At 66.2% G+C, this 25,287-nt stretch carries 26 protein-coding genes and 1 tRNA gene; 11 read left to right on the top strand and 16 right to left on the bottom strand.

What is annotated here, in order from left to right; translation table 11 throughout:
• Positions 1–84: 84 nt before the first annotated feature.
• Together NP4_RS24100 and NP4_RS24095 are read left to right on the top strand one after the other, a co-directional pair.
• Entirely contained in the window at positions 85–750 is a 666-nt protein-coding gene (locus tag NP4_RS24100; RefSeq protein WP_082876176.1) for a DUF3558 domain-containing protein, read from the top strand.
• Positions 751–927: 177 nt separating this feature from the next.
• A complete protein-coding gene (locus NP4_RS24095) occupies positions 928–1,239 on the top strand; it encodes a hypothetical protein (protein WP_147287797.1) in 312 nt (103 codons plus the stop codon).
• Between the two features lie 206 nt (positions 1,240–1,445).
• Here the strand turns inward: NP4_RS24095 and NP4_RS24090 are convergent, their stop codons facing one another.
• Positions 1,446–2,468 (bottom strand): NADP-dependent oxidoreductase, encoded by a 1,023-nt coding sequence (locus tag NP4_RS24090; RefSeq protein WP_068001980.1) that lies wholly within the window; start codon positions 2,466–2,468, stop codon positions 1,446–1,448.
• Between the two features lie 277 nt (positions 2,469–2,745).
• On the bottom strand, positions 2,746–3,585 hold the full coding sequence (locus NP4_RS24085; protein ID WP_068002133.1) for a patatin-like phospholipase family protein: 840 nt from the start codon (positions 3,583–3,585) through the stop codon (positions 2,746–2,748).
• A 131-nt stretch (positions 3,586–3,716) separates the two neighbouring features.
• Between NP4_RS24085 and NP4_RS24080 the strand changes: the two genes are divergently transcribed.
• Complete coding sequence (locus NP4_RS24080) at positions 3,717–5,168, top strand: FAD-binding oxidoreductase (protein WP_147287798.1); 1,452 nt, start codon at positions 3,717–3,719, stop codon at positions 5,166–5,168.
• On the opposite strand, the gene NP4_RS41145 is transcribed toward NP4_RS24080, so the two are convergent.
• Together NP4_RS41145 and NP4_RS41140 are read right to left on the bottom strand one after the other, a co-directional pair.
• Positions 5,165–5,332, bottom strand: coding sequence for a hypothetical protein (locus tag NP4_RS41145; RefSeq protein WP_156524939.1), 168 nt, complete (start codon positions 5,330–5,332; stop codon positions 5,165–5,167). The genes NP4_RS24080 and NP4_RS41145 overlap by 4 nt on opposite strands.
• Positions 5,301–5,383 (bottom strand) — tRNA-Tyr (locus tag NP4_RS41140). The genes NP4_RS41145 and NP4_RS41140 overlap by 32 nt, the downstream gene beginning before the upstream one ends.
• 156 nt (positions 5,384–5,539) lie before the next feature.
• Between NP4_RS41140 and NP4_RS42160 the strand changes: the two genes are divergently transcribed.
• Positions 5,540–5,698, top strand: coding sequence for a hypothetical protein (locus NP4_RS42160; RefSeq protein WP_211335695.1), 159 nt, complete (start codon positions 5,540–5,542; stop codon positions 5,696–5,698).
• 269 nt (positions 5,699–5,967) lie between these two features.
• Here NP4_RS42160 and NP4_RS40175 read toward each other — a convergent pair whose 3' ends face one another.
• On the bottom strand, positions 5,968–6,597 hold the full coding sequence (locus NP4_RS40175) for a DUF3558 family protein (RefSeq protein WP_169813798.1): 630 nt from the start codon (positions 6,595–6,597) through the stop codon (positions 5,968–5,970).
• A gap of 824 nt (positions 6,598–7,421) precedes the next feature.
• Here NP4_RS40175 and NP4_RS24060 point away from each other — a divergent pair.
• Entirely contained in the window at positions 7,422–8,084 is a 663-nt protein-coding gene (locus NP4_RS24060) for a hypothetical protein (protein ID WP_068001965.1), read from the top strand.
• A gap of 607 nt (positions 8,085–8,691) precedes the next feature.
• Here the strand turns inward: NP4_RS24060 and NP4_RS24055 are convergent.
• The 3 genes from NP4_RS24055 to NP4_RS24045 all read right to left on the bottom strand — a co-directional run bounded on the left by NP4_RS24055 (position 8,692) and on the right by NP4_RS24045 (position 10,736).
• Complete coding sequence (locus NP4_RS24055; RefSeq protein WP_147287799.1) at positions 8,692–9,153, bottom strand: hypothetical protein; 462 nt, start codon at positions 9,151–9,153, stop codon at positions 8,692–8,694.
• 639 nt (positions 9,154–9,792) lie between these two features.
• Positions 9,793–10,155: a hypothetical protein gene (locus NP4_RS24050; protein WP_114755428.1), complete on the bottom strand. Its 363-nt coding sequence runs from the start codon at positions 10,153–10,155 to the stop codon at positions 9,793–9,795.
• Between the two features lie 161 nt (positions 10,156–10,316).
• Complete coding sequence (locus tag NP4_RS24045) at positions 10,317–10,736, bottom strand: MarR family winged helix-turn-helix transcriptional regulator (RefSeq protein ID WP_068001955.1); 420 nt, start codon at positions 10,734–10,736, stop codon at positions 10,317–10,319.
• A 91-nt stretch (positions 10,737–10,827) separates the two neighbouring features.
• Here NP4_RS24045 and NP4_RS24040 point away from each other — a divergent pair, with 91 nt between their 5' ends.
• Both NP4_RS24040 and NP4_RS24035 read left to right on the top strand, forming a co-directional pair.
• On the top strand, positions 10,828–11,622 hold the full coding sequence (locus tag NP4_RS24040) for an alpha/beta fold hydrolase (RefSeq protein WP_068001953.1): 795 nt from the start codon (positions 10,828–10,830) through the stop codon (positions 11,620–11,622).
• An 11-nt stretch (positions 11,623–11,633) separates the two neighbouring features.
• Positions 11,634–12,389: an MBL fold metallo-hydrolase gene (locus NP4_RS24035; RefSeq protein WP_068002130.1), complete on the top strand. Its 756-nt coding sequence runs from the start codon at positions 11,634–11,636 to the stop codon at positions 12,387–12,389.
• 178 nt (positions 12,390–12,567) lie between these two features.
• On the opposite strand, the gene NP4_RS43425 is transcribed toward NP4_RS24035, so the two are convergent.
• From NP4_RS43425 to NP4_RS24025, 3 genes are all read right to left on the bottom strand, one after another.
• Entirely contained in the window at positions 12,568–12,702 is a 135-nt protein-coding gene (locus tag NP4_RS43425) for a DUF3291 domain-containing protein (RefSeq protein ID WP_373863863.1), read from the bottom strand.
• Complete coding sequence (locus NP4_RS24030; RefSeq protein WP_068001950.1) at positions 12,663–13,088, bottom strand: DUF3291 domain-containing protein; 426 nt, start codon at positions 13,086–13,088, stop codon at positions 12,663–12,665. The genes NP4_RS43425 and NP4_RS24030 overlap by 40 nt, the downstream gene beginning before the upstream one ends.
• A 261-nt stretch (positions 13,089–13,349) precedes the next feature.
• Entirely contained in the window at positions 13,350–13,661 is a 312-nt protein-coding gene (locus NP4_RS24025; protein WP_068001947.1) for an EthD family reductase, read from the bottom strand.
• A 150-nt stretch (positions 13,662–13,811) separates the two neighbouring features.
• Here NP4_RS24025 and NP4_RS24020 point away from each other — a divergent pair, with 150 nt between their 5' ends.
• The gene (locus tag NP4_RS24020) at positions 13,812–14,714 is read left to right on the top strand and encodes a LysR family transcriptional regulator (protein ID WP_068001945.1); all 903 of its coding nucleotides are present in this window, start codon (positions 13,812–13,814) and stop codon (positions 14,712–14,714) included.
• A gap of 162 nt (positions 14,715–14,876) precedes the next feature.
• On the opposite strand, the gene NP4_RS24015 is transcribed toward NP4_RS24020, so the two are convergent.
• The 4 genes from NP4_RS24015 to NP4_RS23995 all read right to left on the bottom strand — a co-directional run bounded on the left by NP4_RS24015 (position 14,877) and on the right by NP4_RS23995 (position 19,737).
• Positions 14,877–15,635, bottom strand: a complete 759-nt coding sequence (locus NP4_RS24015; RefSeq protein ID WP_068001944.1) for an SDR family NAD(P)-dependent oxidoreductase — start codon at positions 15,633–15,635, stop codon at positions 14,877–14,879.
• On the bottom strand, positions 15,632–16,399 hold the full coding sequence (locus tag NP4_RS24010; RefSeq protein ID WP_068001942.1) for an SDR family NAD(P)-dependent oxidoreductase: 768 nt from the start codon (positions 16,397–16,399) through the stop codon (positions 15,632–15,634). Before NP4_RS24010 ends, NP4_RS24015 begins: the two co-directional genes overlap by 4 nt.
• A 1,233-nt stretch (positions 16,400–17,632) precedes the next feature.
• A complete protein-coding gene (sigJ, locus tag NP4_RS24000) occupies positions 17,633–18,547 on the bottom strand; it encodes an RNA polymerase sigma factor SigJ (RefSeq protein WP_068001939.1) in 915 nt (304 codons plus the stop codon).
• A complete protein-coding gene (locus NP4_RS23995; protein WP_068001937.1) occupies positions 18,544–19,737 on the bottom strand; it encodes an NAD(P)/FAD-dependent oxidoreductase in 1,194 nt (397 codons plus the stop codon). Before NP4_RS23995 ends, sigJ begins: the two co-directional genes overlap by 4 nt.
• Positions 19,738–19,974: 237 nt before the next feature.
• Here NP4_RS23995 and NP4_RS23990 point away from each other — a divergent pair, with 237 nt between their 5' ends.
• Together NP4_RS23990 and NP4_RS23985 are read left to right on the top strand one after the other, a co-directional pair.
• Entirely contained in the window at positions 19,975–21,129 is a 1,155-nt protein-coding gene (locus NP4_RS23990) for an FAD-dependent oxidoreductase (protein ID WP_068001934.1), read from the top strand.
• Between the two features lie 26 nt (positions 21,130–21,155).
• Positions 21,156–22,097, top strand: a complete 942-nt coding sequence (locus NP4_RS23985; protein ID WP_245996839.1) for a GNAT family N-acetyltransferase — start codon at positions 21,156–21,158, stop codon at positions 22,095–22,097.
• Positions 22,098–22,154: 57 nt separating this feature from the next.
• Here the strand turns inward: NP4_RS23985 and NP4_RS23980 are convergent, their stop codons facing one another.
• Positions 22,155–23,384 carry an alpha/beta fold hydrolase gene (locus NP4_RS23980; protein ID WP_068001928.1) on the bottom strand — a complete coding sequence of 410 codons (1,230 nt, stop codon included), beginning with the start codon at positions 23,382–23,384 and terminating at the stop codon, positions 22,155–22,157.
• Between the two features lie 403 nt (positions 23,385–23,787).
• Here NP4_RS23980 and NP4_RS23975 point away from each other — a divergent pair, with 403 nt between their 5' ends.
• Positions 23,788–25,254: an MFS transporter gene (locus tag NP4_RS23975; RefSeq protein WP_068001924.1), complete on the top strand. Its 1,467-nt coding sequence runs from the start codon at positions 23,788–23,790 to the stop codon at positions 25,252–25,254.
• The last annotated feature ends 33 nt before the right edge of the window (positions 25,255–25,287 follow it).

The raw sequence follows: 25,287 nt of genomic DNA, 5'->3' as shown, positions 1-25,287 counted from the left end.
GCTGATCGAATACGGGAGGTACGACCCGGCGAAATCTACGGGTCGGCTGCGCGCAAACGCGCAGTGATAGAAGGGGTTTGACTCGTGACGAGTAACGTGAAGTCGAAGGCTGTTCTGGTCGGTGTCGTCGGGGCGGCGCTCGTCTTGTCCGGCTGCACCACCGCCGAGGACAAGGATGCGGGTGCGAAAACCACGACGGGATCGGTGACGGTTTCCGCCGCAGCCACTATCGACGCCCCGAATTCCGTTGGCGGACAGCAAGAATCGACCCCGAGCGCCGAAAAGTCCGCGCCCGCACCGCAAGCGCCCTGGACCGCGCCGACCACGGCGCAGCCGCAGACCTCGACACCGGCGATGTGGAATCCGTGCGGGATCGCCGACGCCGACATCGCGCATCAGGGGCTGCGACCCGAGAGCAAGCAGGTCGTCGACGGATCCGACGGCGAGCCGGGCTGCCGCTGGCACTCGGCCACCGACGCCTTCGAAGTGACCATCTCCTCCACGCACCAGAGTTTGCAGGAGGTCAAGCAGTCCGGCCGCTACGCCGATTTCACCGCGGTGCGCGCGGCCGGGCACGACGCCACCCGATACCGTGCGGCCCAGGACACGAACAAGATCGGCTGCTATGTGAGCATCGCGGTGGCGGGCGGGCAAACAGTGTTCGTGACCAGGAACCTCAAATCCGACGCCCTCGAACCCTGCAGTGTCACCCAGCGTGTGGTCGAGGGGCTGACCAGCTACCTGAACTGACCGGCCAAGCAGGCCGCACGCAACTCTTCGCGTATCAGCACAAACGCTGCTCGGCTTGATCGGGGGCCGGTCGAGCACCCGCTCATCGGCAATACCGGATGTTCTGCCCCGCAATCGATCTCGCGTGCCGAACGCCCGGCCAGCGACGTTATGCACCCCCGCGAGTACCCTTCGGACATGACGGCGGTTCGGTTCCCGCGCCTGGCCGAGGTTTTTCCCGGCCTGGCCATCGAAGTCGCCGAGTTGTTGACAGACGAGGACGCGCGGCTTGCCCGGACTATCCAGGCTCTGCGGTTCTATGGTCGGTGTACCTGCACACCCGCCTGTCTGGTCCTGTTGACCGCACCGGTCGGTTCGCCCAGCCCAGGCGTCATTGAGCTGGAACGTGATGGCGAAACTATCGCCTTGCTGAATTTCGACCCTGCAGGGAGAGCTGTGACCGGGATCGAAGTGCTCGACGGCCGCGAGCTGTCCCTTCCATCGGCTTGATCAGGGACGCAGCTATAGACGAGGTGAACTGTGCGCCCGGCGGGAGAGATCAGCGCGGTATGCAGCCGCGCTGGAAAGCTCTGTCGGCCAATCGATCTGAGCAGTCGACCACCCCGCGACCAGCGGCAATAGCGGACAGTCGGACCGTGACATCCGGTTGACTTGCCATACGGCGTGCGTCTGCCGCCCTCGATGGTCGGCGGGTTTCAGGATTTCACGATGTCGACCAGCTGCTTACCGAGATTGCCGCCCTCGAAGACAGCGCGCAGTGCGCTCGGTGCGAATTCCAATCCGCTGCTCACGGTTTCGGCGATGGTGAGTTCGCCCTGGTCGTGCCATTCGCGCAACGCTGTGAACGCCTCGGGGAAGCGGTCGAGGTAGTCGAGAAAGATGAACCCCTCCATGCGTGCTCGGCGCATGGCCAGCTGCATGTAGTTCCGCGGCCCGTACTGCGGGTCCGAGCCGTGGTACCCGGAAGAGATCGCACCGGCCAGGACAACACGGGCGCCGGGGGCAAGGTGCGCCAGGCCGTGCTCGAGAATTCGACCGCCGACACCATCGAAGAAGACGTCGATACCGTCCGGGGCCATGCGGGTCAAACAAGCGTCGATGTCATCGTGTTTGTAGTCGATGGCGGCGTGCAGGCCCGCACGATCAGTGATCCACCCGCACTTGTCCGGACCGCCCGCGATGCCGATAACGGTACAGCCCAAGACTTTCGCGATCTGTCCCGCGATCGATCCGGTCACACCGGCCGCAGCCGACACCAGCACTGTCCGGCCGGGCTCGGGCCGGCCGATATCGGTCATGCCGAAGTACGCGGTCAAACCGGGAGCTCCGAACAAGGTCAACATCATCGTGGGGGGTACACCGTCGGGCACCACGTTCAGCCCGAACAATCCCCCCGCGGAAGCGACGACATAATCCTGCCAGCCGACCATACCGGCGACCCAGCTACCCACCGGATAGCTCGCGGTGTTCGAACGCACCACCTGTCCCACCCCGCTGCCCCGCATCACCGAGCCGACCGGGACCGCATCGACGTAGTTGTCCGCATCGTTGAGCCAACCCCGTTGCGTGGGATCAATACCCAGCCGATGCACCCTGACCAGGGCTTCGCCCGGCCCGGGAGCGGGAACCGGAACGCTCCTGAGCTCGAAATCCCCATCCCGCAAAGCCCCCTCGGGCCGCCTCCGCACAATCCACTGCCGGTTCACCGTCTCCGCCACCAGGCCAGGCTAATTCACACACATCGCAGTCTTCGAATCATTTCTCCACCGTGCGCAAATCTGGAAGTCGGCAATATGGTGCGTTCGGCGGGCCGAGATGTTCTCGGCCCGTTGACCTTCCGGGAGTGGGCACAGCCGCGTCGAACCGCGCTACACGCGGCATGTGCGGATATTCGTGGGAGGCGGCTGCGACAGCGCGGTCCCCCCAGGGCTTCGGGTTCGGGGCAGGTGCCCAGGGACGGCAAATGTGATGCCTGCGTGTCACCGCTGGAGATGGTCAGTGGGTCGGCCAGTCGAATTCCTTCAATCGTGTTGCCGCGTCCTCGGATTGGCGCAGACCGGCGTCGTAGGCGGCGGGCTGGCGGGTGAGGTCGAAGATGTCGGTGCCGCATGCGGCGATCGCGGCGTCGTCGGGTACGAGTGTCAGGACGGTGGCTCGGCCGAGGTCCTGATCGGTGGGCAGGCGCGAGAATTCGTCGGCCACGGCGTCGATGATGATGATCAGGTCCGCGCCGGCGGCCAGGTGGGCGTTGATGGCGGAACCGACGCCGCCGTCGATGTAGGAGCGGCCGCCGATGGGAATCGGGGGCAGTACGCCGGGTACCGCGGTGCTGGCTGCCATGGCTTCGGGGAGTGACGCCTCGCCGTCGCGTGTCCACCCGTGTAGGTCACCGGTGGTGATGTCAACGGCGGTGATCACGAGATCCCGTGGCGGCCAGGATTCGGTTCCGGTCAGCGCGCGCATGCGGGCGATGTGTTCTCGTGGATCGCTGCTCGCAGCCGCGACGGCTTTCTCACCCGCCTTGCGCCGTGCCTGCGCCAGGTCCAGGCCCGGCTCACCGAGCATCGTCAGTGCGTCGGTGGCGGCCTGGGAATCGGCCGGTGGCGCGGGCGAAGCGTCGGGACCCAGCAACCGCATGAGATCCCCGTGGGTGGTCAGCATTGCGGACGCGAGCGCACCCCCGGAGGTGCCCACGATCCGGTCGGCCTCGCACAGCTGTACTCCGCGGGCGGCCAGCCCGTTCATCAGCCCCACCAGCCATCCCATTCGCACCGGGCCGGTTCCGCCCAGCACGAGCGTGGTCCGGCCGGGCGCGGGCGGGGAGGGCTCCGTCATGGTCACCATCTTGTCGCGATCACGATCTACCGCCATTGCGACACACCCGCCGAGCTGAACGGTTCACCGCCGATCGGCCTGCATTGTTGGCGGCGGGAACGGATGTGTCACCGACGAGAGGAACCTAGTTCGTGACCGAGATCCGGACGCTTCTTCACGGCAAGCTACCGACGACGCGGATGAGCTTTCCCGGCGATCCCGACTTCGACCGGGCGAGGGCCACCTGGAATGTCCGCAACCGCTATCGGCCACTGGGCATCGTTCAGCCGACGAGTGTTGAAGAGATACAGACCGTGCTCGACTGCGTACGCGCAAGAGCCGGCGCCCGGGTGGTGGCCCGTTCGGGTGGGCACTCGTTCGAGGGGTTGAGTCTCGGCGGCGAGGACGACAAGGCTCTGGTCGTCGACATGGTGAAATTCAACAAGATCGAGATCCGATCCGATGAGCAGGTCGCGATCGTCGGAGGCGGTGTTCTGCTCGGCGACCTGTACCGAGAAGCGTTCAACCAGGGCGGGTTCATGGTGCCCGCGGGCAGCTGCGTCACTGTCGGGATCGGTGGTCAGCTGCAATGCGGCGGCTACGGTCACTACTCCCGCACCGCCGGCATCCTCACCGACCAGATCCTGCAGGTCGAGATCGTCACCGCCGACGGCGAACTGCGGGTGGCCGACAAGACCACCAACCCGGATCTGTTCTGGGCCGTCCGAGGCAACGGCACCGGCTCCTTCGGCATCATCACCCGAGCGAAAATAGAACTGACCAAGGCCCCGCGCGCGGTGGCGCGGTTCTCCTACAAGTGGAAACGCTCTGACATCGACTTCGCGAAGCATTTCACCCTGTTACAGAATTACGCGCTGTCGATGTCGCGCACCGCCAACCCGTGGATCTGTCTCTGGCTCGGCGAAGTGGAGTTCGTCGGCGCCGTTCTGACCGACACCGGAACCGAACGCGACACCGTGCTCGCCGACCTGGACGCCGCATTGCCGCCGACCACCGCCAAGCAGGTCAAGATGGTCAGCTTCCTGGAATCGGTGCGCGACTTCGGCCTGACCCAGACCTCGGCGCCCTGGTACAGCGATCTGAGCGCCATCGAACGCGAACACGACGAACACCTGCGCTACATGACCATCCGCGCCGGATTCCTCCCCGAACCGCTCAACGCCGAATGCATCAACCACCTTGCCGAGATCGTCGCCCGACAACCGTTGACCGGCAGCCGAATCCAACTGGTCAGCCTGAACCCCGACGACGGCCCCCTGCTGGGCGACACCGCGATCCCGGTCCGCGGCGCCACCTGGGCGATGGGCATGTCCAGCTGGTTCGAACTCGCGGACTTCCCCGACGAGGACAGCCTCATCCAGGCCGGCCGAGCCAACGACATCTGGCTGAACGAGGCCTACAACGTCTTCCGCCCTTACAGCGCCGGCGGCTACATCGGCGATGACGACCTGGCCGAAAACGCCACCTCCGACGACATCTCGACCGCTTACTGGGGCAACCACCTGGCCCGCCTGTCAGAACTCAAACGAAAATACGACCCCACCAACTTGTTCCACCACAAACTCAGCATCCCACCGAATTAGAACTCCAACCGGCACAGCAGTACGACTGCACGGCCGTCGGAGCCGACCGCGTATCCCATTAGATACTCGCTCATCGGCAATACCGCATGTTCAGCGCCGCAGTCGATCTCGTCGCGCAGACCGACCGCACCGTGGGGCGGGTGGGATTCGAACCCACTCAGCATGAGGCACTCGGTTTACAGCCGAGCCCGACTCTCCGACGTCGACGCCGCCCCGAATGCTCGACGGCGCAGCGTGATTTCAGCGCGCCCGGTCGAGCGGTGGAGCACAGCGATATCGCGCGAGCCGCACGATCGCTCTCCCTTCGTTATGCGGCGGACGATTTCCAGTATGAGCGCGAATTTCCCGGCCTCCGCTCCACGGTGATGCCGATGAGTACTCATGTGGCCGTATCACCGCAGGAGGCCGCCGATCGGCTGGCGATTCGCGAACTGTTCGACGCCTATGCCCACTGCGCGGACCGCCGCTGGTTGTTCAGCGAACGGCAGCTTCTGGTCGATTGGACCGAAACGCGCCCGTCCAATCCCTGAACCGATCACCACATGGCAATCCGGTACCACGCCAGCGGTGGCGGGCCGCCTTCGATCCGGAGAACCACTCATAGGGTCGATTGTCGTATTCGTACTTGTCGGAGAAAGCCATCCCGAACAATTGGCCTTGCCGCGGCAGCGGGCGGAGAAGATGGAAGTCGGCGGGGCGATGGTGAACCTTCGAAGTCACACGCCTCCGGTCGGCTCCAGCATGATTGCCGCGCGGGCGGGCTGATTCTCGAGCCGCCGGAGGTCTTGTTCGTGACGGGTTACGGGAGCGACCTGAACAGTGCGGCTCCGAGACGATTCGCTATGGCGCATGGTTCGGCTTCGCCGCTCTGGGTGCGGTCGTTGCGCACCGTGAACACGATGCTGCCGAAGGCGGCTGGCGTTCCGGCGTAGCAACCGAGTTTGGCGGTGTCCTGCGCCGCGCGGTACACGGCCAAGTCCCGGCCGTAGCACTGGGTCCTGCGCACATCGGTGTACCGACCGGAGGCGAGCTGATCGTCGAAGGTGCGGTCGGAGGCGGTGACGACCAGTTCGTAGGACCGATCGGCGGATTGCCACTTGCACACGCGGGCGGCCGGGTTCCCGGCGTCGGGCACGCGCGCCTTGGAAGCCGTATCCAAACCCGCGGCGGCGAGCGCGGATTCCGACAGCGAGCAAGCGTCCCACACCGAAGCGGCAGCCGGCGCTGTTGTGGTGGAGGGGTTTTCCACGCTGGGGGCAGGGGCTGCGGTGTTCGTGGACTTTGTGACGACATCCTCGGCCGGAGCGGGTTGCGACGCTGATGCCTCTGCGGTGCCAGCCGTTGTGGTGGCAGCAGCCGGGGTGGTCGACCCGGGCCCGGTCGGACCCGGCGAGCTGTTTGTTGTGGTGCCGCAGCCCGCGATCAGCATGACGGCTCCGGCCATGGCTGCGAGATAGCCACCCGAGGCGACCCGACCCGCGACGAGAGCTTTTGCACCTTTGGGCTTTTCGGACTTATGGTTTGATCGTCGGATGACCCCCGGACTTCGTTAGCTAGGCGAAGCGCCCCCAAAATCTGGGGGGCTGACCAACCCGTGCACGGGCCTCGATCACCGCCCATCGAATATCAAGCAGCAGGCCGCGTTTCACCCGAATCCGGCCGGCGGATAACGCATGATAGGGCCGACGAGTGGATGAGGTGTCGTCGATATGTGGGCCGTGATCGATCCCGCCACGGTCGTAATGGCTTGGAGTTTGATCGGTCTGGGCGCTGATCCTGAGAATGTTTCGCCACGAACGCTTTTCGCTGCCCGTCTGGCGCGGCTTTGGGAAGCCGATCCCACCCTGCAGCGGGTCGTCGATGCCACCGAGGCGTCCCAGTGGCCCGCTCGACCAGTGCCGTCTTCAATTCCGTTCCTCAAGAGTCGACTCCCTGGTCCCACCGTCGCATTCGAGGACCACGGCCGATCCCGCGCCACGAACCTGCGCGCCAGCAGGTGGTCGCCGACAACGATCTTGGCCGGTATCGGTGTGTATTCCCGCGCTCGGCCCGATGTCGTTGTGCCAGAGAGTCGATCGGCCACCGGAACAGTCCGGTCCCGACGGTAGTAGGGGCTTTACCGGACAGGCAGGGGCGCTCGATGATGGATCGCGGGGGCGTGATACCGCAATCCGATCATTCCGCGAACCTGCCTTGCCTCCGGTTTCGGCCGGGCCGAGATCGCCAGCCTCGTGTCGCTCGAAGGAGTTTGCAATGTTCGGAAAACTGTCCCGCGTACGGGCGGCCCTGATCGCGGTGAGTTGTACCGCCGCCGCGATGGCAGTCGGCGCTGGTCCGGCGCGGGCCGAGGACTCGACCACGGTCAGCCCGGCCGGAGCCGGTGTCGCTACCGCGAACATGGGTCCGGTGGTCTTCGGGACAGGCATCTCGAAGACCACGTGCTATACCGCCATATCCAGTGGCGGTTCCGTTCCCGCGGCACCGAACAACAAGAACACCAGCGGTCCGGTGATCGTGTCGCTCGGCCCGCTGGCTCTGAGCAAATGCGACTTCGACGAGCCCGATCGCACGGTCAAGACGACCGGCATCTGGGGAATGGCGGCACAGAACGGGTCACCGATCGCCGCCGATCTGATCATTCCGCAAGGGGGAGTGACCACCACAACCGGCGGGGCAGCGAATTGCACCACCGTCTACGCGCCGGACGGACCCGCCACGGTGTCCGGCACCTACACCAACAGCGTCGACAACGGCGGTCTGAAGTCGCTGCCGACGATGACGGTCCTCGATTACGTGCCGACAAGGAGATCCGGTGACGCCTCCTGTCCGACAGGGAATTCCTGGGAGACGGTGTCGGCCACCCTCATCGTGAACAATCCCACCGACCAGGGGCACATGATCACCGTCGGTCCGTAACCCGGTGGTATCCGCCACCCTCGCACGAGTACTGCGGCCTCTACCGCAGAACGGCACCGGGGACAGCCGGCGAACCGGCCCGAGACTGAAGTCGAACTCCTCTGCGCTGGCCCCAAGCCAGGGTTTGGAGCCTTGTCGTGAGATTCCACCTGCGGTCGATCACCGCGTCGGCCAGGGCCTCCAGATGTTTGGTGATCTGCTCTGCGCTTCGGCCTCCGGGCATGATCCATACCGAGCGAAGGCCGAATCGGTTCACCAGGTCGGCGACCTCGTCGAGATCGGTGGGACTTCGGCAGACGAACTTGAATACGGCGCCGGGGTTTCGGCGAGTCTCGTCAGTGCGGCGGGGACGATTCTTCGTGCCTGTGGGTCACCGGAGTGCGCCAGTTTCGGTGACACGTTGAATCGGACCTCGGGGCGGACCAGAGCGGCGAGCGGGCTGCGGGTTCCGTTGGTTTCGATCTCTATCTCGAGGCCGCGGTCGCGGCCGCCGAAGGTCTGGCAGCCCTGCACTTTTCCGGATTCGAGCTGACCTTGACCACCTGTCTGACCCGCCGCTCGGCGGCCGCCCGGCTGGATCCGGTCGTCGATGCCTATCTGAAGGCCGCTAACTCCCGTCGCCCGGCAGTTGGGGCATGAGCCATTCACCGTGAGCAGGGGCGGGCGCCGACAGGGCGTCCATGGTGAAGGTGACGGTGATGTGGCCTGGGCCCGGGTAGATCCGTGGTTCGGCGCCGTAATGGTGATAGCCCGGTCCGGTGATCTCCTGGCTCACCGACCCGCTGCGTCCGTTGTCGGTGTTGCGCCAGTCCGCGGTGATGGTCACCCGGCAGTCGCCGACGCCCCACAGTGTTGCCTGGAAGTTGAACAGGGCCGCGCCGTTCGCGAGCCCGCCGTAGCCGATACCGGGGTCGATGCGGCCGACACAGAGTCCCGATCGGGCCGCGGTGAAAATGGTGTCCCAGGATTGTCCGTCCGGCGCGGCCTCCGCCGGTACGGCGCCGACGAGAAGCGGGACCGCTGCCAGCGCGGGCACTCCGAACATTCGGGACAAATTTCTGGTGCGCATGAAATCTCCTCTCGTACAAGCAGATCCGACCATTCCGCACGAGCTGTTCGATCACGCCGCCCCGCCACGTGCGTGATCGTTTCACGCTACCGCAGAACTTCGGCGACTACGAGATCTTGTTGGACCGATCGAAGCCGGGGCCGCCTGGCGCCCTGCGCGGGATCCGCATCTCATCGTCCATTCGCAGGGGAAGATGTCCCAGTGTTCTTTCGCGGCAGTCCTCCATTCGGCGGTGAGCTCGTCTGGCTCACTCGGGGGCAAGGAGGACGCCGGTCGGGGCCAGCACGCACAGCGGATCAGGGCTATGCCTCAACGGCATTCGTGCCACCGTGCACCCTCGAGGAGGGGCTCGCCTCGTTCGTGATTCGCGTAGCTGATCGCACGGCGCGGCGCTCATCCGCTTGCGGAGGATGGCTGGTCGTCGAGAACGCGGGTATCTACAGCGTCCGGCCGGGATCTGTTGTGGTCATCACCGAAGGGCCGAGGGTCGTCGGCTACTTCCATGTGAACGAGATACTGGACTGCGCCCCGGTATCCGAGTGATCGGATGCAGCGGCGGGCTCTGCGGCCCATTCGCGCAGCGACATTACCGCGCATTCGGTTCGCTGGACGGCCGACCAAGGCATGCCCAGCTTCGGATCAGTGCGTTGCGGCCGCAGGCTGGCCCGACACGGGATTGACGACGATCTCGTATTCGGTGCTGTCCAGAGCCTCGATCGTCGCCATGATGGCGCCGTTCGCGTCGGTGGCGACAATCCGGCCGTCGATCATCTGGTCCAAGCCGTCGGCGAACTGCTGGATTCCGTCCCAATCGAAGACGGCAGCCCCGGCCTCGACATTGGCATCGAACTCTGCCCACGTGACGCCGCCGGGAAATCTTCCGGCACCCTCGAACTCTTCGACTCGCCACCGCCAATCGTTCGGCTGGAACCGCGTCAAGACATCACGCAGGTTCACCATAGTGCGCTGGTCAGTCCACATGGGAATTGTTTCCACAAGCATCGAGTATCCTCGCTGACACGGCCATACGATGCGCCGACGGCGGGCGAGTACGGCACTTCAGGGGCGGAAGGGTGCTCGACCTCGTGTTGGCCGCCGCGGGGAGCACTGCCTGGCCACCCCACCGCGGCAGGCATCCCGACCGACGGTGAGTGTGGTCGGCGCTAGACCGCTTCGGGACCGAGGGCTTTGTCGAGGAGCGTTCCCAGCTGGTCGAGTTCGGTGGGCGACAGGCTGTGGAAGGACTCTTTCAGGATCGCGTCGGCGATCGTCTGGCCCTCGGCGCGCAGTCGCTCGCCCTCCGCTGTAAGCCGGTGGCGGACAGCGCGACCCGGGCCCGGGATGCGCTCGATCAGTCCGCGGTCGGCCATCCGGGTGGCCAGCGAGCCGAACGATTGATCGGTCTGGAAGGTCAGCACCGCCAGATCGTGCAGCGAGGCATCCGGATTGCGGTGCAGATGACGCAACGTGTCCCACTGCACCAGGGAAAGACCCAGCGGAGCCAGGGCCTGGTTCATGGCGCGGTGGTGACGGTGTTGCAGTCGCTTGACGGACAGGCCCACCTCGGCCAGGCGATAGGTCATGTCACTCATCCTAGACGATCTGAGAAGGTTGTTTATATAAGGTTACTGATATAAGGTTTCTTACATCATTGACAGCGCAGAAAGAACGACAATGAGCACTCCCGTTCCGGCTGGCACCCTCCGGCCCGTCACCACCGAAACCCACACACTCGCAGGCGATCTCGAGATCACCGTCGCCGACCGCGACCGCACCCGGCCCTTCCTGCTGCTGCACGGCGGCGGTGGAGTCCCGACCATGGCCGGATTCGCCGACCTGCTGGCCGAGCGCACCCACTCCCGCGTGCTGCTGCCCACCCACCCCGGCTTCTCCGGCACCCCGAAAGCAACCGGGCTGACCGATGTCGCCGCCCTGGCGCGCGCCTACGTGGCGCTGCTCGACCGCCTCGACCTCGCCGACGTGACCGTGATCGGCAATTCCTTCGGCGGCTGGCTGGCCGCCGAGATCGCCCTGCAGGCCAGCCCGCGAGTCAGCGGCGCGGTGATCATCGACGGGATCGGTATCGAGGTCGAGGGTCACCCGTTGACCGATGTGCGCGGCATGTCGATCGAGGAGATCCGCGCACTGTCCTGGCACGACCCGAGCAAGGCGCCGGTCCCGCCCGGCGGCGGCGCCGGCCCGAGCCCGGACGTGCAGGCGCTGATCGGCTACACCGGCCCGACCATGACCGACCCGACCCTGGCCGCGCGCCTGGCCGACATCCACGTGCCGGTACACGTGCTGTGGGGTGAGAGTGACCGCATGGTCGGCCCGGGGTACGGAAAGGCCTATGCCGCAGCGATTCCCGGCGCGGTCTTCACGCTGCTGCCCCGCACCGGCCATCTGCCGCAGGTCGAGACACCCGAGGAACTGCTCGGCGCGATCCTCGACCTCGAGATCTCGAAGTGAGGACCATGATCATGACCACTCCGCTCACGGTGACCCGCATCGGGCATGCCTGCCAGCTCATCGAATTCGGCGACATCCGGGTATTGACCGATCCGTGGTTCACCGAGACCGCGACCTACCACCCGGGCGAACCGGTCACCGCGACCGTCGCGGACCTGGGCCGCATCGACGCCCTGGTGATCAGCCACGAGCACTATGACCACTGCGACCTGGACGCACTGATCGCGGGCGGCTTCGACCTCGACACACCCCTGATCGCCCCGCACACCGTGACGGACATCGCGGCCCGCAAGGGATTTCGCGACCTGCGGACCATCGAAGCCTGGGAGTCGGCGACCGTCGGCGACCTGCGGGTGACGGCCACGCCCGGCGAGCACGGCGTCCACGAGGTCACCTTTGTACTCCAATCCGGCGGGCGCACCGTATTTTTCGGCGGCGATTCGCTGCGGGTTCCCGAACTCGACACCCTCCCAACCCGTTTCGGTCACTTCGACCTGACGATCCTGCCGACCAACGGCCTGTGCGTGCGCGCGGCCGATATGCGCCAGGTCGTCATGGATGCCGAGCAGGCCGCCGCCCTGACCGCCGTATTGCTTCCGACCCTGGCGATCCCGCACCACTACGCATTCCACAGCGGCCGCCTCGGCGACCGCATGATCACCAAGGCGGACAACGACCCCCGTCACTACGCCGACGCGGTCGCCCGCCTCGCACCGAGCGTCGAGGTCCGCATGGTCCTGCCCGGGTCGACGGTGCACATCGCATGACCACCGCCGACCCGGCCACGGGCGTCTATTACCTGACCATCGCATCGCCCGAACATTCCGCCGCCTACACACGGAACCACCAGATCGACTGAACGTCCCCGGGTTATGGGCATGAGCGCACCGCTGAAGCACGCGGCGGCGCTCAGCGCCTTCGATGATGCGTGCGCGCCGTATCCGGCTATGGGCGTCGGCGGTCACATGCTCGGGCCGAATGTGAACCGAAGGTGAAGTGCTGGGCGGACTCTCCGTTCCGGGCGGGAGCCTCGAGTCTTGCTACGCCGTCCGACCAGCGGGGGACCGAGCCGTCCTCGATGCTCCAGAGAACGTGACCCGGCCAGGGCCTTTCAAGAACCAGTCGTATCTGAGCTTCAGGACCTCGCGGTGCAGGCCGCTGTAGACGAACAGGCGTGCGCTCTCGACGTCTTGCCACAGACTCAATGTCGCGATGTGCGCGAGCGGGTCGTGACCCGCGAAGTCCGGAAGGCCCAGGGGGAGTACGTAGATCCCCCAGCAGCCGAAATCTTGGCCGGGTGCGTGTTCCGCGTTCTCCCCATAGCCTCCTCCGGCCCGGCCGACGAACCCCGGGGCATCGTCGACAGCGCTGAAGATCTCGTCACCTCGCTTGGACAAGTCGGACAGCGCGGTCGGCTCCATGGCGGGGTCGAGAACGCCGAACGTGTAGAGCGCGATATTGCTCATGACGCCGTGCTTCCTACTCGGCGGACGGCCATTTCCGTCCAAGTGAACGCATCGCTGTCGGGCCGTGCGACCCGGTGGCTGAGGGCGATGACGTGGTGTCCCGGACCCGTGCCGAAATGCGAATGAGTATTTACATTCACATCATGGGTGCCGACCGCGCTACCCGCGCAGCCCATCGCAGAGAAAATCCTGTGCAGGGTCTGCCGAACCCACAGGCCGACAACGGATCCCGCCGGAAGGCGTGGAGCGTGCCGTCCCGTATCAGTGGGTGTCGTCCCGCACCGGGTAGTCGATGATGACCACACCGCCGGTGGCGTAGTTGACGACGTCGGCGCCCGCCCGCTGGCCTTGCGGCGACGACCGTGCCGACCGCATGGCGTCGGCGTCGGCGAAGTCGGCTTCGAAGACCGCGAAATACGGCGCTTCTCCATTGGCCGCCGTCACGTCGAAGCTGTAGCGCCACGCAAGCAGTCCGGGCATTTTCGTGGCCAGTGGAAGGTGGTGGGTCACGTAGTAGTCGCGGAAGTGGTCGGGGTCCGCGGGTTTGGGATACAGGACTAGCAGCTTGTGCATGCGCGCCTCCCGGCGTGTGTGGGCGCGGTGTCCGGTACCGCGGTCGGTCGAATCGTCATATGCGCAGGTTAGGGCTTGATATGCGGTCGAGAGAAAGACCGGGACGGGATAGGCTCAGAACGGATCGTTATCAATCGGCAGGGAGGGCATATGGCGCCGGATACGGTGAGCCTGCGGTACTTTCTGGTGCTGGCGCAGGAGTTGAACTTCACCCGGGCGGCCGCGCGGATCGGTATCGCGCAGCCCGCACTCAGTGCCCGGATGCGTCGATTGGAGGCGGAACTCGGTACGAGCCTGCTGGTTCGTAACACGCGTAGCGTCGTATTGACCACGGCCGGTGCGGCTTTGGCGGAGGCCGCGCCGCCCGCGCTGGCGGCGCTGGACCGGGCATGGGACATCGCCCGGAATGCGGGGGCCGGTGAACTGGGCACGCTGCGCATCGGATACAGCCTCAGCGCGGGGGCCGAGACGGCACCGGCCTTGGTGGACAGGCTCATTCGCAGCAGCCCGGGACTCGAGGTCGGCGCGGTTCCGATGGCGACACCGGAGATCTCTCCCGCGGTCGCCGACGGCCGCATCGATGCGGGGATCACCCGCGGTGAACAGCCGGGCCGTGGCGTGCGCCGGTTCCTGCTGCGGCGTCAGCGCGTCGGAGTCCAATTGGCACAACATCATCCGCTGGCCGAACACCCGGAGATCGAGATCGCCGACGCGGCCGCGTATCCGGTGCGACTGCCCGACCGCGCGGCCAACCCCGTGATCCACGATCAGCTGGCCGCACTGTTCCGCGATACCCGGCCCGGCCCCCGATTTCACACGCCCGCAATCTCTTTCGATATGTCTCAGCGCGACCTGCGCGACGGGCTCACCCTCGCTCCGGCCGGTGAGGTCGCGGTCACGACGCAACCGGCCGGTCTCACATGGCGACCGCTGCGGGGCGCACCCACCTTGACGCTTCACTTGGTCCTCCCACGCGTGCAGTCACCTCTACATCACCGCATCCGCACCGTCGCCAAAACCCTTGCGCACGAGCTGCACTGGTTGCTGGAATAGCGTGCCGCCCGGATCGAACACGTCCGATGTCGGGAAGCGATCCTCGGTTGATCGGTCAGTTCACGGTCACCGTGGCTTTTTACGGGTCGTCGAACATGGTCTGCACGGCCTCGGCCGATTCCCACTGGTTATTTCAGTGCTCATATCGGGGCCGAGTTCGTGTCAGTGTGCGGTGAGTCCGCCGTCGACGATGAGTTCGGCTCCTGTGATGAAGGACGACTCGTCACTGGCGAGAAAGAGCATGGCGTGGGCGATCTCGCGAGGGAGTCCGGCGCGGCGCATGGGTGTCCGCACGATGTCGGGCTGTTGGTTGCCTTGTTCGTCGAGAATGTCTTGAATCATCGGTGTGGCAATTACTCCCGGATGTACGGAGTTGATCCGCACGCCCTGGGTGGCGTATTCGACGGCGGCGGTCTTGGTCAGTAGTCGGACCGCGCCCTTGGACGCGTGATAGGCCGCGGCCGATCCGCTGCCCACGATGCCCAGTACCGAAGAGGTGTTGACGATCGAGGCATTACCGGATGCGCGCAGCAGCGGCATGGCCGTCTTCATCCCGAGCCAGGTACCGGTCTGGTTGACCGCGATTACGCGATCCCATGCCCGCTGCTCGGTGTCCTCGACACCGGCCCAGTCCACGACTCCGGCGATATTGATCAGAATGTCGAGGCCGCCCAACCGGTCGCTGGCCGATTCGACGACCCGGGCCCATCGGTCGGCCGAGGAAACATCCAGGCGAGCGCCGAGCGCCTCGGCGCCGTCGGACCGCAGCCGCGCCGCGAGCGTCTCCACGATCGCGGCATCGGTATCGGTGACGATCAGCCGCGCGCCCTCGCGGGCGAACAGTTCCGCGGTGGCCGCTCCGATGCCGCCGGTCGCGCCCGTGATCAGCGCGACTTTGCCGGTGAGGCGTGCTGTGTTCACTGCGCGGTCCAGCCGCCGTCGGCCGCGACCAGTGCGCCGGTGATGAAGCTCGCCGCATCGGAGCAGAGGAACGCGACGGTTTCGGCGATCTCTTCGGGGCGGCCGATCCGGCCGATCGGGTGCGCCGGTCCGAAGGAGGCGAGCATTTCGCGACCGTCCTCGACCACGCCGTCCATGATGTCGGTGTCGATCACGCCCGGCAGTACCGCGTTGGAACGAATCCCCTTGGGGCCGCCCTCGATGGCGAGCACGCGAGTGATCTGCGCCAGCGCGCCTTTCGATGCGGCATAGGCGGTCTGAGTGGCGAAGGCGACGAGCGAGGACACCGACGCGATCGACACGATCGCCCCACCCCCGCGGGTTTCCATCACCCGGAATGCCTCGCGGGCCTGAACGAAGTTCCCGCGGGCGTTGATGCGCAGGATCTCGTCGAACTCCTCGACGCTGGTATCGGTGATCGGCTTGTTCAGTGTCCGCCCCGCATTGTTGACCAGCATGTCGAGCCGCCCGAACCGATCGAGCGCCGTGTGCATGGTGGCGCGGGCGAATTCCTCGTCGGACACGTCGCCGACGAGGGCGGCCGCGTGGTCCGGATCGTGCGCGGCGAATTCCTCGACGGTGTCGAGACGATCGGTGACGACCAACCGTGCACCGCGTGCTCGTAACAGCGTGGCCGTGGCGTGGCCGATGCCGCGGGCCGCGCCGGTGACGACGGCGACTCGGCCGGTGAGATTCCAGGAGGGTGGGATGGCGGTGGTGGTCATGACTTCCTTCCGAAGCTGTTCAACGGGAGCTGATTTCGTTCCCGTCGACCACCATGGCCCGAGCGCGGTAGATCGGGGAGGCCGCCGCTCTCATAGGAGTGGCGCCCCCAGGATGGGGAACCTGACTCCGCGTCCGGTCCCGCCGCCAGTACCGCGCATGGCGGCTGTGATCTCCTGTGCGCGCTCCCGTTGGGCGGCGCACCCGCCCGGCCGGGCAACGGCTCCCCGACGCATGTCCGTGGGTATCGGCGACTCCCACGCCGTCGGATATTCACGAGAGCTACTGGCGGCCAACAATTCCCAGCTGTACGCGTGGCTGGGTTCTGATGTGCGTGGAATCTTCCAGCTCGAAGCCGAAAGAATATGAGGCAAAGGGGATTCAGGCATGGGCGAAGATATTGCCGGGGCGCGGGTACACGTCGAGTCGGACAGGCGCGGCGGACGGCTCAGATGCGCGGTCACTCAGCAGGATTCGCATCCCGCGGGAGTGCGGGGTGCGTGCGGCCAACATTGCCGTGAACCCCGAGCGCTGGTACCGTCGCACTCTGTAAGCCTCGCGAGCCATGACGAGGTGGGGGTGCGCTCCCGGCCGTATTCTGAGGTGAGGCCGGTACTTCGAGGGGGAGTTGAAATGTTCCATGCCATTTAGAGAATCGCTGTGTCAGATTCGACTTCGCTGGTGTTCTCGAGTGCCTGCTTTCAGGCTCGAGATCGATAGATAATTCCATCTTGATCGAGGAGGGGAAGCTCAGTGTTTCGCACGTTGGCTATAACCATGGCGGCGATCGGCCTGGTCGGTGCGGTCGGCTCCGTTGCGGAGGCGACTGTCGGTACGGCTCCGAACGTTGTTACCCGAGGCGTCGAACAGCACGTTCTCTATCAGGCCAATCGGTCCATCGGTACGATCATCGCAATTTTCGACACCGAACAAGAATGCCAGGACGTACGGTCCCGGGGACAATATCCCGGGCCCTCCGCCTGTGTGCAGGACCGAGTCGGCAAGTGGGGTTTGGTGGTTTACAGCTAGAGGCTGGTAAAGGTCTGTGAACTGCACGTCGCGCTGACGCCGCAGCCGCCGGAGGCATCCGCGCTGCACTCGGCGCGACGTGCGCGATCCCGTTGGGCGCCAAACAGCTCGCCGACCGGCATGTGCGCACGTTCTGCGACGCAGTCGATCGCACCCGTAAACCGCTCGACCCGCGGTATCAGGGGATGTCTGCACCGCGTGTGAGGTTACGCCTTTTCGGTGCGACTGATTGTGCGGGGGATTCCGAGCGCGGACAGTTTGTCGGGGTTGCGGATTCCGTAACCGTTGATGATCCTGTCGTCGGCGATGTCGAAGACGAGTAGGGCTTCCAGTTTGTCGCCGACATAGCACGCGAGTGCCGGTTGGCTGTTGCAGTTCACTGTCTCGATGCGCACCTGCGGTCGCCGCTGCGCGTATCGGAAGACCGCCATGAGAATCGGGCCCACCCGCTCGGCGCCGGCGATGACCAGTTCCGGCAGCGCGGTCACCTTGCCGCCGCTGTCGGTGGTCCAGGTGATATCCGGCGCGAGCATCGACAGCAGCCCTTCCATATCTCCGGTGGTCGCAGCGGTGATGAAGCGTTCGGTGACCGCTGCGGTTCGGGCGGTGTCGACGGGGCCGTACCGCTTGCGCCGCGCTTGCACGTGGTTGCGGGCTCGGCGGGCCGTCTGATAAACGGTGTCGAGGGATTTGCCTGTCGCGGAAGCGATCTCGTCGTAATCGAAGCCGAAGACCTCGCGCAGCACGAAGACCGCCCGCTCGATGGGGGTGAGCGTTTCCAACACCACCAGCATCCCCATCGAGACCGATTCGGTGAGCACCACGTCGCTCGAGGCATCACCGTCGGCGAGCAGCAGCGGCTCGGGCAACCACGGACCGACGTACTCCTCGCGGCGGCTGGCGCCGGCCCGCAACGTATTCAACGCCTGCCGAGTAACCAGTTGGGCCAGATAGGATTTGGTGTCACGCACCGTGGTCAACTCCACGCGCCGCCAACGCAGGTAGCTGTCTTGCAGTACATCGTCGGCTTCGGTTGCCGCGCCGAGGATTTCGTAGGCGATGGTGAACAGCAGCGGTCGCAGGTGCACGAAACGCTCGGTGTGTTCATCGATGGGGTTCACGGCTGCACGGTACTCTTCGGTTCTGCTGCGCTCAGTTCCTTGCGCCTGCCCAAGCCCATGAAGGTGGGGATCGCGCCGGGCTTGCGGGCTTCCTTGCGGATGGTCGCGATCGGTCCGGCCAGACCCACCCGCTCCTTGATCTGCCCGGCCACGCGCCCGCCGAGGTACATCGGCACGGGTGTGTCGTCACGGCGGCTGAACTGCATCACACCCGCGCGGCTGCCCAAGCCCACGGTGCACGCCACGAACGCCACATCCAGCACGCTGGGTTCGGCTCCCGCGATGCGGGCCAGGACAGTGTCGGCGGCCTGGGCGCCCAGGGGCTGGGCGGCGTAGCAGCTCATCCGCAGTGGACGGCCCGAGGGCGCGACCGCGTCCCCGGCGGCGACGATGCGATCGTCGTCGATACTGGTCAGCGTTTCGTCGGTCAGCAAGCGGCCCAGCTCGTCGGTGCGCAGACCGCTGCGTGAGGCCAGCTCGGGCACCCCGAATCCGGCGGTCCATATCGTGAGTGCACCGGGCAGCACATCGCCGTCGGCCAGTACGACCCCGTCGCGTCGCACCTCGCGCACCCGCGCCTGCTCACGTACCTCGACTCCGTTCCCGGCCAGCCACTTCGCTACCGACCGCCGCGCCGGATTCGAGAAGTTCGCCGCCAACCCCTCGCCACTCACGATCGTGACGGCGCGGCCCTGCTCGACGAGTTCGGCGGCGGTCTCGATTCCGGTCAGCCCGCCGCCGACCACGACGATCGGCGCCCCAACGGGCACGTCCGCCAGCGCGGCGCGCAGCCGCTGGGCGTGTTCGTATTCGGCGATCGGGTAGGCGAACTCGGCCGCACCAGGTATCGACGCGGGCACGGTGGCGGTGCTGCCGACCGCATAGACCACATAGTCGTATTCAAGCGCGCGCCCCGACCCCAGTTCCACTCGGCGAGTAGCAGTATCGACGCGGACGGCACGATCCACGATCAACCGCACACCCGCGCCGAGCAGCGTCTCATAGCCGATAGCGGCCTCGTGGGTACCGGCCACGAACTGGTGCAACCGCATGCGCTCGACGAACTCCGGGCGCGGATTGACCAGGGTGATCTCGATATCCCGACGCAGCCGGAGCCGATTGGCCGCTACGGCACCGGCGTAACCGCCGCCGATGACGACCACTTGGGTGATGGCGTTCAAATCAGTCATGCCCTCGAGACACGCCGCGTCCCCGGAATCTGACACGAAGTGACACTCGTCACGTTCGCGGCTTCGCGGTCACGCACTGGTGTCTGGATCTCTTCGTCGATTCGCTTCGGCGACAGTGTCATGCAAGCCCTGCGCAAGCTGCGGCTCGCAGGGTGGGCCTGTGAGATCGAATGTTTGTGTACTCGTCGGTGTTTCGCTCAACGATGATTCCGACGAGCTGACGATGGAGGGTTCGGCATGCGCGTAGCGATCATCGGAGCTGGGCTCGGCGGCTTGGCCTGTGCCCGTGTTCTGCAGCTGTGTGGCCGGCCGGTCACCGTGTACGAGCGCGAGCGCTCTCCCGACGCCCGCTCGCAGGGCGGCACCCTGGATCTGCATCCCGAAACCGGCCAGGCAGCCCTGCGCGCGGCGGGCCTGTTCGAACAGTTCCGAGCTCTGTCCCGCCCGGAGGGCCAGGAGCACCGAGTGTTGGAACCTGCCACCGCCGGGGTCCTGCGCCACGACCAGCCCGGCGACGGGGAGGACTACGCACCGGAGATCGACCGCGGCCAGCTGCGCACCCTGCTCCTGGGCTCCCTCGCCGACGGCGCCGTGCGCTGGGGCTGCACCGCGAGCGGGGCGACCCCGCTCGGTGACGGTACTGCCCGCCTGCATATGGCGGACGGTACTGCCGAGGACTTCGAACTGATCATCGGCGCGGACGGAGCCTGGTCGCGGATCCGCCCGGCCCTATCCGACGCCGTGCCCGAATATCTCGGCACCACTCTCGTCGAGACCCATCTCGATCACGTCGACACCCAGCACCCCGCCATCGCGAACCTGATCGGCAACGGCACCATGATCGCCAAGTCCGCCGGAAAAGCACTGTCCGCGCAGCGCAACAGCGGCGGCCACGTGCGCATCTACGCCATGCTCGACACCCCGCTGGAGTGGCACGCCGCCACCGGCGTGAACTTCCAGGGCACCGACGCCGTGCGGGAACTCTTACTGCGGGAGTTCGACGGCTGGCACGACAGCCTGCTCAGCCTGCTGCGCGACAGCGACGCAGGATTCATCAACCGCCCCCTGTACGGCTTGCCGGTCGGGCACAGCTGGGACCACACCCCGGGCCTCACCCTGCTCGGCGATGCCGCCCACCTCATGCCGCCGTTCGGCATCGGGGCCAACCTCGCCATGCTCGACGGCGTCGACCTAGCCCACGCCCTCGCCACACACTCCGAGAGAGACACTGCCGTCCGCGCCTATGAAAACACCATGTTGCCACGAGCCGCCGCAGCCGCCCGTGCCTGCGCCGATCTGTCCGACACCCTGACCACCGAAACACCCATGGATGTAGACGCCGTACGCAGATACCTCAATCAGCAACTCCTCCACCCCCAAACTTCTCACTGAACGAAACGCTCTCGTCGGCAATTGGGTTGATCTTCCGGACTGCGCAAAATCAGTTCTCCTCTCCACCGTGTGGTTTGTACCGTGGGAAAATGGATTGTGCGGAGGTGAGACCGATGCGGGTCGGTGATCTGCCGGGCGCCGAAAGTGCTTCTGATGCTGTCTTTCTCGATAGTGATCGGCGTGACCTGCGAGTCGGTGAGCCCGAACCCGAACCTCGATCGGAACAGGCCGCCAAGCGGTGGATCGACCGGATGCGTTATTTCCTGGAGGTGGACCCGCACGGTTGTTGGATCGCGGTCGATGGCGAGCAGGTCGTCGGATTCGCGATCTCGCAGAATCGAGAACGCCTGTGGTACTTGGCGACATATGGCGTCCTGCCGGACCGGCAGGGGCGGGGTATCGGGAAGCGACTGCTCGACGCCGTCCTGACCCACGCCGATGGTCGCCAGGGCATCTTCTCCTCGTCCGTACATCCCGGCGCCACCCGGCGATATCGGCTGGCCGGGTTCTCGCTGCATCCTCAGATGCGCATGATCGGCACCGTCGACCGCTCCACCCTTCCGGCGGTGACCGGTCTGTCCGAGGGGTCGGTCGATGACTTCGACTGGATGGACCGACTGGACCGACAGCTTCGCGGCGCCGGCCACGGACCCGATCACCGGCAATTGCTGAACCATCACCGCCTGAGGGTGTCTCGTGCCGCTGACAAGCGCGGATATGTATATCTCGATGATCGAGGGCGTTCGATCCTTCTGGCGGCGGCCGATCACAGCACCGCGGAAAATCTTCTGTGGGAAGCGCTCGCTTCCTCAGGTGCCGACACCCTCGTCAACCGCATCACCGTCGCGAACGAGTGGGCGGTCGACGTCGGGCTGGCAGCCGGGCTGCGGATCGGCCAGGAGGGCTATATCGCCGTCCGCGGTATGCCGACTCCGGCGCCCTATCTGGCCAGCGGACAGTTCCTTTGAGGCACGGTTCGCGCACGATATCGCGGACTTCGGACGTACCGTGCCGTGGTGAAGCCGTCAGATCCGGCCGCGGACGAGGTCGATCAACCGCCCGAGCACGTGATCGCCCGCCGCGCGCAGGCCGTTGTGCTCGTACTCGTTGGTGATCCACGGCCGCAGTGTCGGGATCGACCGCGCGGTCTCCTCGGAGAACTTTCGCTCGACATACATGTCGTTGGCATAGATCGCGGCCGCCGCCGGGACCGTGCACTCGCGCAGCACGTCGGCGTCATACAACCGCGGCCACTGGTGTGCGGCCAGCAGTTCGGCGGTCTCCTTCATCGGCCGGAGACCGTGGAAGTCGTCGAAGATCCAGGGAAACACGTGCTCCCCGGTGAACAGCGTCCGGTCGGTGCGGAACTTGTCCGGCAGCACGCGCTCGGCGGACCAGCGGGTGGCGAAGCCATCGGAGTAGGACGACTCGTGGATCACCGAGTACAGCGGATTGCGCGCGGTGAACGGCAGCGAGTTCGCGACGTCGTGCGCGAAGGCGGGGGACTTGGGGTCGCGTTCGAGCAGATAGTGCAGCGCCTCCTCGCCGCCGCTGGTACCGAGGACGTACCCGAGCTGCTGGAACAACCGCGCGGTGAGCGGACTGCCGTCGGGCAGGACGACGGCCCCGTCGTCGAGCATCGGCAGCAGCGCTTCCACCCGCTCGCGATCGCCCGGATAGCGCAGGTAGTACTGGCGATTGCGCTCGATCAGGTTGGCGAACGTCGCGGTGTAGACCTCGTCGGGATGCCGCGCGATCGGCGGCAGCCCGCCGGTGAAGAAGGCCTCGGCCAGGGCCTCGGGAGCGTGGGAAAGGTAGGCGAGCGTGCAGAACCCGCCGAACGACTGTCCGAGCACACTCCACTTCTCGACGCCCAACTGCCGCCGCACGAACTCCGCGTCGCGGACGATCGCGTCGGCGCGGAAGTGGGTGAGGTATTCGGCCTGCTCGGCCGGAGAGCCGGACAACATGCCGACCGGCGTGGACCGCCCGGTGCCGCGCTGGTCGAGCATCAGCACCCGGTACTCCTGCAACGCTCGCGACAGCCAGCTCGGCGTCCCGCGCGACGGCCGCGGCGCCTCGTGCCCGGGCCCGCCCTGAAGGTAGAGGAGAAACGGCCGGTCGAGCCCGTCCGGATCGGCGATCTCCCGCGCGAAGACAGTGATCTTCGGGCCGTCAGGGCGGGAATGGTCGAGGGGGACGGAGAACTCGTGCTCGGTGAGCACCAGCCCGGGAATGCGCACGCTGGTTGCCATACGGGCGATTCAACCAGAACGAGCGCCGGGGCGACCACGTGAATTGGACTGGGGGTCACTGTATTCGGCCATATGTCGACCGATCGGACGGTAGCGGTCGGCACTGAGGATGCACGGCCGGGGGAGTCCCGAGTTGAGGCGGGGTAGAGTGCAGGTTCGTTGCTTCTGTAGTGGATTCGAGGTGGTGACTTATATCCCAGGCCATGTAGCCGTCCGTGTTCCCCCACGTCCTGATTTCTGAACGTGTCCGGGGCGGACGTCGCGCTGGCCTGAGTTGCGTCACCCAATCCCTGTTTTCTGTCATTTCCCGGGTGCAGCTCTGCCGACTGCCCCGGGTTTCGTGTTGTCCGGCCCTGGTGTGTTGACGGCGAGCTCCCCGATTCGGTGAACCAGGAGTCCTGCCATGAATTCCTCCGCGCTCGACAACGAACCCGAGCACACCCGCGAGCCCGCGGGCAGTACCCCATCCGGCACCGCGTCGAAGACGACGACGGCCGCCAAGATCGCCCTCGCGGTCGTTCTGACCGGCGAACTCATGAACATCGTCGACGATTCGGTCGTCCTGACGGCCATGCCCACTCTCCAGCAGTCGCTCGGCGCGGGACCGGCCGTGGTGCAGTGGCTGACCGCAGGCTACGCGCTGACCTTCGCGCTCGGGCTGATCACCGGCGGCAGGCTCGGCGACCTCTACGGCCGACGCAGGACCTTCCTGCTCGGCACCGTCGGATTCACCCTCGCCTCGCTGCTGTGCGGCATCGCGGTCGGGCCCGGCATGCTGATCGTCGCGCGCGTGCTCCAGGGCGGGGCCGCGGCCGTGATGATCCCGCAGGTGCTGGCGACCCTGCACGTTACCTTCGACGGCGAAAACCGCGGCCGCCCCTTCGGCCTCTACGGGGCCATCCTGGCGACCGCCAACGTCGCGGGTCCGATCCTGGGCGGCGTGCTCACCGAGGCCGACCTGTTCGGACTGTCCTGGCGACCGATATTCCTGATCAACGTTCCCGTCGGCGTCGCGGTGATCATCCTCGGACGCATGTTCATCACGGAGTCGACCGCGGCGAAGGCCGACCGCCTCGACCTCGCCGGGGTGCTGCTGTCGGCGATCGCGATGGTGCTGATCGTCTTCCCGCTCACCGAGGGCCACACCCACGGCTGGCCGCTGTGGTGTTTCGCCATGCTCGCCGGCGGTCTGCTCGTACTGGCCGCCTTCCTCGTTCACCAGCGCCGCCGCACCAACGATTCACCGCTGGTGGCGCTGTCGCTGTTCAAGAGCAAGCAGTTCTCCGGCGGTCTGTCCGCACAGTTGACGATGGCCCTGGTGTGCGGGTTGTTCTTCATGACCTGGAGTCTGTACCTCCAGCACGGCCTGGGCATGAGCCCGCTGATGGCGGCCCTTGCCTTCGTGCTGCTCGCCCTCGGCGAGTTGGCCGGTGCGATGGTCGCGACCAAGACCGCCGGACGTTTCGCGCGTCGGCTGCCGCAAACCGGAACCCTGATCGCCCTCGCCGCGATCGCGGCCTACGCGCTCCAGATCAGCGGCCGGATGGAGGTCACCCTGCTGGCGATGACGGTCCCCGTGCTACTGCTCGGCTTCGGCTTCGGCATGATCGGCGGACCGATCGCCGATCTGACTCTGGCGCGGGTTCCGCGCGAGAGCGCCGGTTCGGCCTCGGGCCTGTTCAACACCGCGCTCCAGCTGGGCTACGCCCTCGGTATCGCGCTGACGGGCCCAATGTTCTTCTCCAGCACCGGCGGCGCACCCGCGGGCGCGCTCAACCGCGACGCGTTCACCGGCGTGCTCTGGTGGGTCGGCGGTGCGTTGATCGTGCTGTGGGCCTTGATGTTCTGCCTGCCCCGCCGGGCGCGCTAGCCGGGTCGGCTGGTGGTCGGCGTCGAGCGCGTC

This window comes from Nocardia pseudobrasiliensis NBRC 108224, from assembly GCF_001613105.1.
GTDB lineage: Bacteria > Actinomycetota > Actinomycetes > Mycobacteriales > Mycobacteriaceae > Nocardia > Nocardia pseudobrasiliensis.
The sequence above is the reverse complement of the archived record's forward strand: the minus strand, read 5'-3'. Positions and strand labels throughout refer to the sequence as shown.